The organism is Ignicoccus hospitalis KIN4/I (genome assembly GCF_000017945.1).
Taxonomy (GTDB): Archaea; Thermoproteota; Thermoprotei_A; order Sulfolobales; family Ignicoccaceae; genus Ignicoccus; species Ignicoccus hospitalis.
The window spans coordinates 226,731-238,432 of the sequence record NC_009776.1; the positions used below are offsets into that span (position 1 = coordinate 226,731).

Consider the following 11,702-nt stretch of genomic DNA (forward strand, 5'->3'; position numbering starts at 1 on the left):
CGGGACCCCCAGTGAGCTTGTTGGAGAAGGTCGAGTTAGCCCTTTCTATAACCTTCATAATATTGTTAATAGCCTTGGCGGTGGTCGCAGACTCCAACGGCTTGGGGGCGGAGGGGACCTTGGCCCTCGCCGCGGCGACCGCGGCCTCGGGCGGGGCGGCGATACTGCTCCACCACGTGAGCGCCGACAAGCCTTAGCGCTTCACCACGTCTAAATAATCTTGTATGAAGCCTTTCTTCACCATCTCCTCGTACGTCCTCCATATCCTCTTCACGTTAGTGAACTTAGTCTCGAAGCCCTTCTGCTCCAAGATCTCGTAGACCACGTCCACGAACTCTTGGGGCGAGGGCCCCGCGGAGAGCGCCTCTACTATAACCTTCATCAAGTCCTTCCTGGTCGGCCTCCTCTTGTTCACCTTCCTCACCCTCCTCTCCTTCTCTATCTCCTCTAGGACCTCACGCAGCGCCTCCTCGGGGACCCAGTCGAGCTGCAAGGCGACCCCAAGGACTAAAACCTCCGTTCTTGATAAGTTTTGGTGCCGCAAGGTGTACTTCCGAATAAAAGGCACTTACACAAAAAGGACAGAAGAGTTCTGCGAGTCTTGCGTGCCGGTGAGCTTGCGTGAAGGAGGTTCGCTTGAAGGAAGTGAAGACGGTGAGGACTAGGTGTTCCAAGTGCCCCCTCAGTAGGATCTGCTTAAAAAGGCGCGACTGAAGTTAGAGACGGTGTAGCCGCCATAGCGGAAGAGGTTCTTGACAAGAGTTTATTTCTGCTTCACGAGGACGGCTACTCCGTTTACCTGGACGAGGTGTTAACGGAAGTCTACCAGCAGTGCCTAGAGAGACCCAGCGACGCTACCTTGGAAGACTTGATGAAGACCCACACCAAGTGCATAAGTGAGGTCTTGAAGATAAGGCCGGTAATAACCATGATCGAGGGCGAGGAGAAGGCGAAAACCATCATGGTCGACAAGGACGACGTTTACTTGTTGGAGTGCGAGGACATAAGCGACGACCTCCTCGAGGACGCCAAGCTAACCAACGAGCTCTTGTTCGCTTTCGACGACGTCTTAATAGACGAGCTGGAAGACGCAGTAAAGGTAATCATGTGTACGTTGAAGAAGAGAAAGTTGAAGGAAGAAGAGAAGAAGGAGATGTCTAACTTTTGGAGTTTGAAGTCTAACAGTTTTTAGAACTTCGAGAGGAGGAGTTCCGACAGCACGTCCACCGGCAGCGCCCCGTAGCCCAACACGGTCGCGTGGAACTCGTACAAGCTGAACGAGCTGCCCGCGTACTCCCGGTAGAGCTCCCTCAGCTCCTTCAACCTCATCTTCCCGTAGGAGTAGGACAGCTGGTACCCGGGCGTCAAGGTGTACCTCAAGGCCTCCGAGTAGGCCGAGGACTCGTCCAACATGGCCACGTTTTTCAACTCCTCCACCGCTTCCTCAAAGCTCATCTTGCCCGTGCTCAAGCCCACGTCCACGTAAACTCTGACCCACCTCCACAGCTCGTCCTTCTTCACTTGCCAAGCGTAGCGCGGGTGGGCCTCGAAGCCTTGTTCGAACATGAGCTCCTCCGCGTAGTGGGCCCAGCCCTCTACGTAGTCGGTCGCGGACGCCAAGTATCTATACTTCGAGGGCAAGTGGAAGCTCAACTGAGCGTGGTGGCCGGGGTAGGTCTCGTGGACCGCGGTGTTCAGCACGTCGAAGTAGTCCTTCTTCGCGGAGCCGGGGGTGACCAACAGGTAGCCCACGTTGTAGGGTGAGAAGGGCTGGGGAGGGTCGTAGGCGGCGTAGGGGATGGTCGGCCTGAGGGGCGCGGGGGTGTCTATGACCTCTAAGTCCTCGTCTGGGGCCAGCGGCACGAGCTTCCTCTCCTTGACGAAGGCTCTGGCTTTGCTCACGGCCTCCGAGTAGGCCCCCTTGAGGTCGCTAACCTCCTTGCCCTCTGGAGGCTCTCCGAGCTCTTCAACTATTTCCTTCGCTTTTTTCCTACCTAAGGCTTCCAGCTCTTCGGCGCTGGCCTTTATCCCTCTGACCCGTAAGAGCGTCGAGAACAAGCTCTCGCCCATTGGCTGGTAGCCCTCGTCCGCCTCGAGCCCGTCCAACCACTTGTCGTATTCTTCCACGGACCTCTTGACTTCCTCGGGGGCGCCCAGCTCCAGTAACAACAATTTGAGGCCTTGAATCTCAGCCCTAGCCAAGTTAACCCATAAGGACTTAGGCCTCTCCAACAGCTCTTTGCTCTCTTCGAACAGCTTGGGCAAGGCCTTTAGCCTGCTCGCCAGAGCAGCCCTCTTGTGGTCCTCCGAAGCGGGGGAGAGCAATACCGTTAACAAGAGCTCGGAGGCCAGCGAGGGGGCCACGGGGTAGTGCTTCCAAGGCCTCCACTCCCCCTCGAGCAGCACCTCTACCTCCAGCTGTCTGACCACCTCCCCCTTGTCCACCTCGAGCTCCTCGTCGTCCGGGGTCCACTCCTTGAGCTTCGCCGCGCCCTCCAAGCACCAGTCCACCAGCTCTTCTACGGCCCTCTTGCTGAGGGACGGAACCTTGAAGTCGTACTCCCTAAGTCCCATCGCCGAGGCGTAGTGAGGGTTGAGCTCGAACCACTTTTTGACAATCTCGTTGATCGGTTTCAAGAGCTTATACCGGGAGCCCTTTAGGGGTCGGGCGTATTTAAAGCCACGGAACTTCTACCTCGTCCAGCCTCCACCTCTGCCTCACGAACGCCTCCTCGGGAGCGACGGTGAAGCCGTGCTTGTAGTAGAGCAAGCCGGTCCAAGCGATCATGGCGCCGTTGTCCCTCGCTAGCTCGTAAGGTATGGGCTTGAAGGAGACGCCCCTCTCCTCGCTCATGAGCGCCACCTTCCGCTGGAGCCTCTTCGAGCCCGCCACGCCCCCCACTAGGACCACCTCCTTTAGCTTGGAGTGGGCCAACGCCCTCTCGCCCACTTCCACCACCATGTCGTAAGCGGTTTCCCAGAGGCCGTAGCATACCTTCTTCTTGTCCTCCTTCTTCCACGCCCTCAGGGCTGCCGTTAAGAGGCCCGAGAAGGAGAGGTCCACCCCTTGGACTGTGTAGGGGAGGTCCGCCGGCTCTTCCGCCCCTTCGGAGCAGAGCTCCACCACGTGTACCCCTCCCTTGACGAAGGGGGGCCCTATCCCCACCTCCCTGGCGAAGGTGTCTAACAAGTTGCCCAAACCTATGTCTAAGGTCTCCCCGTACACCCTGTACCTCTTTATCGCTGGGGCAGAAATTATCGTGCTTCCCCCGGATACGTAAATCGCTACGGGTTTAGAGAAGCCGGTCACGGCCCTAGCTATCTCTATGTGAGCCAACGAGTGGTTGACCGGCACTAGGGGCTTTTCGTAGAAGGCGGCGAGGGCCCGCGCCATGACGGCTCCCGTCCTCAAACAAGGCCCCAGCCCGGGGCCCGCGCTGTAGGCCACCGCGTCCAAGTCCTCCGGCCTTAGCCCCGCCACCTCCAAGGCCCTCTTTACGAGCCTCGGCCCCCACTCCGCGTGGTGCCTCGCGGCCTCCCTCGGGTGGATCCCGCCTTCCTTCGGCACGTAGGTGTGCATCTCGTTCGCCAGCACCTCTGCCCTCTCGTTAACTATTCCCACCCCTATGGTGTGGGCGGTGCTCTCTATGCCGAGGACGTACAAGGCGTCCTCCGGGTCACTTGGCCCGGACCTCGAATAAGCACTCCTCGTCCCCTAGGAGCTTGCTCTTCAACATCTTGATGACGAGGTCAGCAGAGGAAGTTCCGAAGCGGACCCTCGGCGTTATTATGCAAACCCTCTTCCCCGTCACGGATTCGACCATCCCGGCGACTAGAGACATCATCGTGATGCAGGCCCTACCGCTCTTGTCCTCGTCGAACTTCAGAAGGGGGCACTCGCGCACCCGGACGAGCAGCTTGTCCCCCTCCCGCTCGCACGAGGCCGCGACCCCGAAGGCCTTACACGGCAAGGAGAGCGCGGTCGTTACGTCGTTTACATTCAACAAGCCTTGAGACCTAAAGCGCTCCACCATACTTTTGGAGGCCTCCTTCATGATTTTGTACACCAGCTGCCTCGCCGCGACCTCCCCGAACAAGTTCTTGGCCTCTTCATAGAGGAGGTTGAACGCGACGTTCTCTAAGAATTCGATCTTGAGTTCGGATAGGAGAGAATCGTCTACCAAAGCGCGCATCCGTTTTTACCTACTCGTCGGTAAGTCTTTAAAAAAGTTACTTTGAGCTCACCTCGATTCCGGCCTCCTCCAACAGCTTCTTAACTTCTTCGTCCCCCTCGAGGGCCCTGAAGGTCAAGGCGGCCAGCGCGACCCTCGCTGCTAGGTCCTTCGAGCTCGCCAGCTCCTTAAGCTTCTCCGGGGCGCTGAGGGCCTCAGCGTAATTGCCTACGAACTCCACGAAGAGCTCCGCCACGCTCTCGTCCCCCAAGTAGCTGAAGGCCAGGGGGGCCACCTCGGCCTTGCTTACGGCCAAGGCTTTAGCTAGGGCCTTCCAGGCCTTGGGGGTGGGGTACGGAGTAAAGCGGTTCTCGAACTCCTTCACCACCTCCGGGGGAGGCAAGAAGGTGTCGTAGCTCTTGACACGCTTGCTCACCTCCTCAACCACCCCCCTCAACTCCTCGTACTTCACGCCCTCGCCGTGGTTGGGCGAGGTGACTTGGAGGAAGTAGTAGACCTCTTCCGCCCACTCCTCCCCCTCGTCGTCCAGCTGTTCCTTCCACTCCCTCACCGTGGGGGCCCTCACTCTTACGTATTCCAAGTTGCCGCTCGAGACGTATGAAGGGATTAAGGTGACCTCCGCGTAGGAGGGGTCGGGGCCGCTCAGCACGCTCAGCTTGCCGAATTCACACATACCTATCCTCTTAGTTATCAAGACGTCCAACAGCTTAGACAAGGCGTTCCACGGGAGGACCGTAGCGTTCTCTATATGGAGCAAGCCGGCCAGGGAGACCGAAAGGGCTGAGGCCCACTTGGGCGGAACCTTAGTGAAGAAGTTTTCCTTAATTACGTTCATTCCCTCTAGATCTTCCTCGCTCAGCTCGGAGGCGTGGAGCTCTACGTATACGAACTTGTTGTCGTACTCGTCTACGTTCAGCTGGTCTTTATAGTACATCACGCCCTCCTCCCACGCCTTTAGTCCGTCCTTGGTAGGGACGAAAGCTCTGGTCAGTACCACCTTTTCGTAAAATTCATTGACCTTCTTGCTGTTTATGGTAGATATTATCCTGTGTAAGTTAGAACACGAAGGGTCGTTGTCGCACTTGTCGGCCAAGGAGAAGGAAGTGGCTATGAACATGGTCTCCTCGTCCACCTCCTCGAGGGCCTCGGCGATCAGCTGTTTGTTCCCCGTAGCTATCACGTTACTCAACGAGGCGTGCCTCTCCTTGAGCTCCTTAGAGCCCTCCTCGAAGAGGCCTAGGAAGTCCTTCTCTACGATGTCTTTAGCCACCGCCCTTACGAACGTCACGAATGACCTCTTCACTACTTCGGACTTACCTATCCTAGGGGGCCCGTAGAGGACTGGAATGGGGACCTCCACTCCGGCCGCGTACTTGAGGAAGTACGAGAACGACAAGTAGCTCTCGGCCTCCTTAGGCCCCAGCGCGAACACTTCGACCCTCTCCCGCGTTCTGCCCGACGGAGACGTTAAGGGTTGGGGCGGACCCCTACGCGCCGGGAAAGGCCTTGGTCTGGGAGAGGAGGGAGAGGCCGCTCTTACAAGTAGCCTTGGACTTCACGACCATACCGAGTGCGATCTCCGTCGCGGTCAAGGCGCTGAAGGCCGACATATTGGAGGTCGGGACCCCGTTGATAAAGTCTGAGGGTTCTAAGGCCGTTTCCGCGATAGCCGCGCTCGGCAAGCCTACGCTGGCCGACACCAAGACTTGCGACACCGGGGCCTTGGAGGCCTCCATAGCCTTCGACGCGGGGGCCGACGCGATGACCGTCATGGCGTTCTCCGACGACTCCGTCATAAAGGAGGCCGTGGAGGAGGCGGAGAGGAGGGGGAAGGTGGTGGTGGCCGACATGATGCACTTGAAAGACCCGGTGGAGAGGGCTAAGAGGCTGAAGGAGCTCGGAGTTAGGGCGGTTGAGCTACACGTAGGGATATCCCAACAGAGGGCCTACGGCGTCACTGCGGCCGACTTGGCGGCGCTGGCGGAGAGGGTTAGGTCGCTCGGGCTAGTGGTTGCGGTGGCCGGGGGCATAACCCCGGAGACCGCGAGGGCCTTCGTAGGGAAGGCGGACGTGGTGGTGGTTGGGGGTTATATAACGAAGTCCCCGAATCCAGAAAAGGCCGTTGAGGAGCTCCTTAAGGCTTTGGGGAGGTAGGCCCTTACTTTTCGAAGATCGTGTAGCCGCACTTGCCGCAGTGCCACCTGGGCACGGGCTTCAAGTGGTGTGCCATGAAGCTGCCGCAGCGCGGACACCTCTTGTTCTTGGGCTTTATGATCCCTTTCTCGTAGTCCCACTCGTACAACAAGTGGGGCTTCACTTGGGCGTGTTTGGGCACCTCCCATCACCTCACTGGGCCTGTGCTTCTTGAGCCTGGGAGCACTGCTCGTGGAGCTTCTTAACCTTTTCCGGTTCTAACTTCTGCAACCTCTCGTAGTTCTTGTATACGTGTGCCCTGGCCCTGGTCCGCCCGATGCCGTACTCGCTCAACAGCTTGGTCACCACCACCAACTTCTTGTCTACCCCGAGCATTTGGGCAACCTTCTCCTCTACCTCACACCTCGAGGGAGTGGGCTTCGCCACGTGCACCAGCACTAGGTCCAGCTCCTCCCTCTCCGCTAAGGGGTTCCACCTCTTGTTAACCACTTGGACCTCGAACTCGCTCAACCCCCCTCACCCCTCACAAGTACTCCTCTCTGAGCTCGACCTTCTGCCTCCTCTCTTCAACCTTCTTCAGGTGGGTTATGTAGCCGGCTATCTGGTTCCTCAGCTTCTTGGAGTTAACCTCTATTAATTGGCTTACTACCTTCTTATTGTGCTCGAAGTCCCTAGTGAACAAGTCCGGGTACATCTGGAGGAGCTTCCTCGCGGTCCTCTTAACCACGTTGATCCTTACCTTCCCCAATCTATCGCCACCCCGCGCTGGACCAAGGCCGATTTAATTTTGCTTTCCCGACGACGCCCACCAACGCCTCCGGCCCGCCCCTCTTAACTATTGTAGCGTACTTATTCTTCGACCTGTCCAAGGCTAGGAGCTTGGAGTCCATCAAGAGGGCCGGCCACCGGGACCCCTCGACCAGCGCGGTCTTCCACGGAAGGCCCAGCGGCTTCTCTGCGTTGGTCGTTACGGCTTTCAGCAACTCCCTCGCAGCCTCGTCGTCGAACGCGCCCTCGGACCTCAGCTCGAACGCGCTGGCCTCCAAGTCCCTCCAGAGGTCCGGCTTGTTAAAGGTGCAGTTGTCGCTCCCCAACAACAGCTTCACCCCCACCTCTATCGCCTCCTTAACCTTCGGCTTGAGGCCGAACCAGCGGTTGGAGCGCGGACACACCACCAAGGCTACGCCGTTCCTCTTCAGCTCCTCCAAGTCTTCGTACTCTAAGAAGCAGCCGTGGACCACGAAGTCCGCGCCCAAGTCCAAGGCCTTTTGGACCGGCTCCTTCCTCACCTCCGCCAAGTGGAGCCCCACGGGCTTTCCGGCGGCCTTAAAGGCTTCGGCGGCCCTCCTTGCGAGGTCCGGGGTAGGGAAGTCGGGCTCGGGCAGCCCGAGGCCGTGGGCGAGCCTCAAGACCTCCTCCAAGTCCTCCTCCTTCTCCACCCTCCCGAAGGGCAAGTAACCCTCCTCCCTCGCTTCCAGCGCCTCCTTCAGCCCCTTCGCCCCTCCCTCGCGGAAGTCCGCGGCCGCAAAGGAGCCGGTGGAGCGCAGAGCTTCCATCCCCATCTTTATTGCCTCTTTAATGTCAGCCTCCTCTAAGGCCTTTCTCTTAAGGCCTTTGGACGGGTCCACTATTTCGCTCAAGCTCTCCCTAAGCCAGGCATCCGGGAAGTAGCAGTCCGCCAAGTGAGTGTGGGCGTTGACTAAGGCAGGCATAACCAACAAGTCAGAAACCTTCTTGGTCGTCGGGTACCAGTCGACGAGCCTCCCTCCCTCCCAGACGAGCTCCACTTCCTCCACGAGCTCCAGCTCCTCGCCCACTAGGGCGTACTTCGACCTAATCGCTAACAACCTCAATACCTCCCTCGGTTTTCTGTAGGGGGCCGGTGAGGAGCTGTCATGGGCGCCGAGGGGTGAGGACTCGGTTCTCGGCCGAGGCTACTTGCTCCAAAACCTCTCCTTGGACATCTCTAAGGCTTTGAGCGCCGGCAGCTCCTTGCCGGCTAGGAAGCTCAGTAGCGCGCCCCCGCCGGTGCTTATGTGGCCTACCTTGTCCTCCATACCTAGCTCCTTGATCACGGCAGTTAAGTGGCCCCCGCCGAAGATGGTGAAGGCGCCGCTCTCAAGCGCCAGCCTGACCAGCTCCCGGGTGCCCTCGCGGAAGCGCGGGTCCTCCATGACGCCGGCGGGACCCCTCATGACTATTACCCTCGCGTCTTTCATCAGTTCCCCGTAGGTCTTGACGGTCGCCGGCCCCACGTCCCTTATGAGCCCCGTCACCGAGAAGGCCGGCTCTACCCTCACGTTCCCCTCCTCGTCCACGGTCTTGAAGTCCAACGGAGTCTCTATAGGTGCCCCGGCCAGCAAGAGTTTCTTGGCCTTGGGTATGAGCCCCAAGAGTCCCTTCTTCTCCAGCACTTCCATGTTCTTCTCTCCCAAGTCTACCCCTTTAGCGACCAAGAATACCTCCGCCACAAGCCCGGTAGTCAGTATCCTGTCGGCAACCTTGTTCTTCACTAAGTTCTCTATTATAACTATGGTGTCCGGCACCTTCCCCCCTCCCAGCACGAATATCTTGGGGGAGACTTGGGGGTTGAACACCTTACTTAACGCCTTTACCTCCTTTTCCATCACCCTTCCCATCGCTGAGGGGAGGACCAAGGGGAAGCCCACCACGCTGGGCTGGGACCGGTGGGCGGTGGCGAAGGCGTCGTTTACGTAAACGTCGAACAGCTTCGCCAGCCTCCTAACGAGGTACGTCTTCGCTTGTACCTCCGGGGGAGCGTTTATGTTCTCTTCCGCTAAGAACCTGACGTTGTCGAGCAAGAGGACTTCCCCGGGCTTCAGCTCCTTTATCCTCCTCCGGGCCTCGGGGCCCATCACGTCGTCCACGAAGTTTATGGTCTGGCCGAGGACCTCCGAGAGCTTCTTGGCGTGCGGCTCCAAGGTGATGAAGTCGTCCTCCCCCGGGCGCCCTTGGTGGGAGATCACCACGACCGCTGCCCCCTTTTCCAAGAGCTCCTTTATCGTGGGCACGTGGGCCCTTATCCTCGAGTCGTCCAAGAGCTCCTCGTCCTTTACGGGGCTGTTGAAGTCTACCCTCAACAATACTTTTTTGTTTGAAACGTCTATATCATCCAAGGTGGGGAGCTCCTCCAACTTCAAGGAGGGTCTTCCCGACCTCTCTAGCGAGGCCCTTGGTTATAGGGCAAGCGGGGGTCGGAGTGAGACTAGGCACATCACTCGCTCAGGGGCTGCCCACTTCCTCATTCCCTAAACCCCCTCCCGGGGCGTTAGACAAAATAGCGTTCCGGCCGAGGGGCGAGCGCCCGGCGACCGGCCGTCGTCCCGGCGGGCGATGGGCCGGGCTTGTGCGCCGGAACACCTTTAACCCCCTTCTCGAAAGGGCTGCCTCGGTCGTTCGAGTTGGTCTGTCCTTACGCCATACCGGCCAGGGGAGGCTTGGTGCACTGCAGAGCGGCGGACATGGCGGTCGACCCCTCGGAGTACCCTTGTTTCGGGAACTACGAGGAGTGCCCGATATACCGCTCTGAGGAGAGCGGGAGCTGCGAGACTTGTCCCCTCTACGGGAGCTGTCCCAAGGCGCAGTAAGGGTAAAAGCCCGAGCCCTCAAGCTCCCCGGAGGAGGAAGTTTTGGAAACCCTCGGTCCCTATGACGTCGTCGTAGTTGGAGGGGGCCTGGCGGGCCTCAGGGCGGCGATCGAGGCGAGGCGCCACGGGGCAAGCGCGCTGGTGGTCGCGAAGTCCCACCCGGTCCGGAGCCACTCCTCCGCCGCGGAGGGCGGGGTCGCCGCTTACATCGAGGGCGCCTCCGACCCTAGGGACTCGCCCCTCCAGCACGCCTTCGACACCGTGAAGGGCTCGGACTGGCTGGCCGACCAAGACGCGGTGGAGCTCATGGCCTTCGACGCCGAGAGGGCGATACTGGAGCTAGAGAAGTGGGGCTGCTTGTTCTCCAGGGACCCCGACGGGAAGATCGCAAGGAGGCCCTTCGGGGGCCACACCTACCCCCGCACTAGGTTCGCCGCAGACAAGACTGGTATGTGTATGCTCCATACGGTTTACGAAAGGGCCTTGGCTGAAGGCGTAGACATGCTTTACGAGTTCTACGTTACCGACGTCGTTAGTGACAAGAGGAAGGTTTACGGCGTTATAGGCTTTGACGTCAAGAGCGGGGACGTCTACTTCATCAAGAGCAAGGCAGTGATACTCGCCACGGGCGGGGGCGGGTTGATGTACAAGTTCTCAACGAACAGTTATCTGAACTCGGGGGACGGCTACGCGATCGCCGCCAGGGCGGGCGCCCCCTTGGCGGACATGGAGTTCATCCAGTTCCACCCCACCGCCCTCTACCCCTCCAACATACTGATAACCGAGGCCGCCAGGGGCGAGGGAGGGTACCTTATCAACAAGAACGGAGAGAGGTTCATGAAGAGGTACGCCCCCGAGAGGATGGAGCTCGCCCCGAGGGACGTGGTCGCGAGGGCGATAATGAACGAGATTAAAGAGGGGAGGGGCTTCGAAGGGGGCTACGTGCTCCTCGACCTGACCCACCTAGGGGAGGAGAAGATAAACGAAAGGCTCCCCTTGGTTAGGGAAGTGTCCATAAAGTTCGCCAAGGTGGATCCGGTTAAGGAGCCCATACCGGTAAGGCCGGCCGCGCACTACACCATGGGCGGGGTCAAGACCAACTTGGACGGCGCCACGGAGGTGAAGGGCTTGTTCGCGGCCGGCGAGGCCGCTTGCGTGAGCGTTCACGGGGCCAACAGGTTGGGCAGCAACTCGTTGCTGGAGACCTTAGTGTTCGGCAGGAGGGCCGGTATGGCCGCTGCCGCCTACGCGAAGGAGGTCGGCTACTCGGAGCCCCCGAAGGAGGCCTTGTCGGAGGCCGAGGCGAGGCTCTGGCTTCCCACTACCTCCGAGAGCGGCTTGAGCTTTGGTCAACTTAGGAAGGAGGTAGGCGAAATCATGTGGAATTACGTAGGCATAGAGAGAAACGAAGAGGGCCTCAAGACGGCCGTCAAGAAGTTGAAAGAGCTAATGAACATGACCAAGTACGTGAAGGGCTCGGGAGGCCCCGGCGCTTACGAGCTAGTCGCCGCTCACGAAACTATAAACATGGTAATGAACGCCTACGCGACCGCTACGGCCGCCTTGTGGAGGACAGAGAGCAGGGGGGCGCACTACCGTTCCGACTACCCCAAGAGGGACAACGAGAACTGGCTCGCGCACACGATCATGCGCTGGAAGGGGACTTGGGAGATGGAGAAGCTGCCTGTAACGATAACTAGGTGGCCGCCCCAAGAGAGGAAGTACTAACCTATTTCTCCCCTTAGTC

Annotated in this window: 15 protein-coding genes; 5 read left to right on the top strand and 10 right to left on the bottom strand. The window is 59.2% G+C overall.

The window, feature by feature from the left end; all coding sequences use genetic code 11:
- Positions 1–11: 11 nt before the first annotated feature.
- Entirely contained in the window at positions 12–197 is a 186-nt protein-coding gene (locus IGNI_RS01355; protein WP_011998298.1) for a hypothetical protein, read from the top strand.
- Here the strand turns inward: IGNI_RS01355 and IGNI_RS01360 are convergent.
- Complete coding sequence (locus IGNI_RS01360) at positions 194–493, bottom strand: hypothetical protein (RefSeq protein ID WP_011998299.1); 300 nt, start codon at positions 491–493, stop codon at positions 194–196. The genes IGNI_RS01355 and IGNI_RS01360 overlap by 4 nt on opposite strands.
- Before the next feature lie 315 nt (positions 494–808).
- Between IGNI_RS01360 and IGNI_RS01365 the strand changes: the two genes are divergently transcribed.
- The gene (locus tag IGNI_RS01365) at positions 809–1,192 is read left to right on the top strand and encodes a hypothetical protein (RefSeq protein WP_011998300.1); all 384 of its coding nucleotides are present in this window, start codon (positions 809–811) and stop codon (positions 1,190–1,192) included.
- Here IGNI_RS01365 and IGNI_RS01370 read toward each other — a convergent pair.
- From IGNI_RS01370 to IGNI_RS01385, 4 genes are read right to left on the bottom strand one after another with little or no spacing between them, the layout of a single operon-like run.
- Positions 1,189–2,637 (bottom strand): DUF885 domain-containing protein, encoded by a 1,449-nt coding sequence (locus IGNI_RS01370; protein ID WP_011998301.1) that lies wholly within the window; start codon positions 2,635–2,637, stop codon positions 1,189–1,191. The genes IGNI_RS01365 and IGNI_RS01370 overlap by 4 nt on opposite strands.
- Positions 2,638–2,674: 37 nt before the next feature.
- Positions 2,675–3,664 carry a KEOPS complex N(6)-L-threonylcarbamoyladenine synthase Kae1 gene (kae1, locus tag IGNI_RS01375; protein WP_011998302.1) on the bottom strand — a complete coding sequence of 330 codons (990 nt, stop codon included), beginning with the start codon at positions 3,662–3,664 and terminating at the stop codon, positions 2,675–2,677.
- Between the two features lie 13 nt (positions 3,665–3,677).
- A complete protein-coding gene (locus tag IGNI_RS01380) occupies positions 3,678–4,193 on the bottom strand; it encodes a hypothetical protein (RefSeq protein ID WP_011998303.1) in 516 nt (171 codons plus the stop codon).
- Between the two features lie 37 nt (positions 4,194–4,230).
- On the bottom strand, positions 4,231–5,625 hold the full coding sequence (locus tag IGNI_RS01385; protein WP_011998304.1) for a hypothetical protein: 1,395 nt from the start codon (positions 5,623–5,625) through the stop codon (positions 4,231–4,233).
- A 74-nt stretch (positions 5,626–5,699) separates the two neighbouring features.
- Between IGNI_RS01385 and IGNI_RS01390 the strand changes: the two genes are divergently transcribed.
- The gene (locus IGNI_RS01390; protein WP_011998305.1) at positions 5,700–6,347 is read left to right on the top strand and encodes an orotidine 5'-phosphate decarboxylase / HUMPS family protein; all 648 of its coding nucleotides are present in this window, start codon (positions 5,700–5,702) and stop codon (positions 6,345–6,347) included.
- A gap of 4 nt (positions 6,348–6,351) precedes the next feature.
- On the opposite strand, the gene IGNI_RS01395 is transcribed toward IGNI_RS01390, so the two are convergent.
- From IGNI_RS01395 to IGNI_RS01415, 5 genes are all read right to left on the bottom strand, one after another.
- The gene (locus IGNI_RS01395; protein ID WP_011998306.1) at positions 6,352–6,528 is read right to left on the bottom strand and encodes a 30S ribosomal protein S27ae; all 177 of its coding nucleotides are present in this window, start codon (positions 6,526–6,528) and stop codon (positions 6,352–6,354) included.
- 11 nt (positions 6,529–6,539) lie between these two features.
- On the bottom strand, positions 6,540–6,857 hold the full coding sequence (locus IGNI_RS01400) for a 30S ribosomal protein S24e (RefSeq protein ID WP_011998307.1): 318 nt from the start codon (positions 6,855–6,857) through the stop codon (positions 6,540–6,542).
- Between the two features lie 13 nt (positions 6,858–6,870).
- Positions 6,871–7,095 (bottom strand): 30S ribosomal protein S17e, encoded by a 225-nt coding sequence (locus IGNI_RS01405; RefSeq protein ID WP_011998308.1) that lies wholly within the window; start codon positions 7,093–7,095, stop codon positions 6,871–6,873.
- 1 nt (position 7,096) lies between these two features.
- Entirely contained in the window at positions 7,097–8,200 is a 1,104-nt protein-coding gene (locus IGNI_RS01410) for an amidohydrolase family protein (protein WP_011998309.1), read from the bottom strand.
- Positions 8,201–8,281: 81 nt separating this feature from the next.
- A complete protein-coding gene (locus IGNI_RS01415; protein WP_011998310.1) occupies positions 8,282–9,508 on the bottom strand; it encodes a phosphoglycerate kinase in 1,227 nt (408 codons plus the stop codon).
- 261 nt (positions 9,509–9,769) lie between these two features.
- Here IGNI_RS01415 and IGNI_RS01420 point away from each other — a divergent pair, with 261 nt between their 5' ends.
- Both IGNI_RS01420 and IGNI_RS01425 read left to right on the top strand, forming a co-directional pair.
- Positions 9,770–9,955 carry a hypothetical protein gene (locus IGNI_RS01420; protein WP_052569857.1) on the top strand — a complete coding sequence of 62 codons (186 nt, stop codon included), beginning with the start codon at positions 9,770–9,772 and terminating at the stop codon, positions 9,953–9,955.
- A gap of 42 nt (positions 9,956–9,997) precedes the next feature.
- Positions 9,998–11,683: an FAD-binding protein gene (locus tag IGNI_RS01425; RefSeq protein WP_011998312.1), complete on the top strand. Its 1,686-nt coding sequence runs from the start codon at positions 9,998–10,000 to the stop codon at positions 11,681–11,683.
- Positions 11,684–11,702 lie beyond the last annotated feature (19 nt).

Excerpts from the sequence above, each read along its gene's own strand:
- IGNI_RS01380 (WP_011998303.1), bottom strand. The coding sequence starts at position 4,193 with ATGCGCGCTTTGGTAGACGATTCTCTCCTATCCGAACTCAAGATCGAA.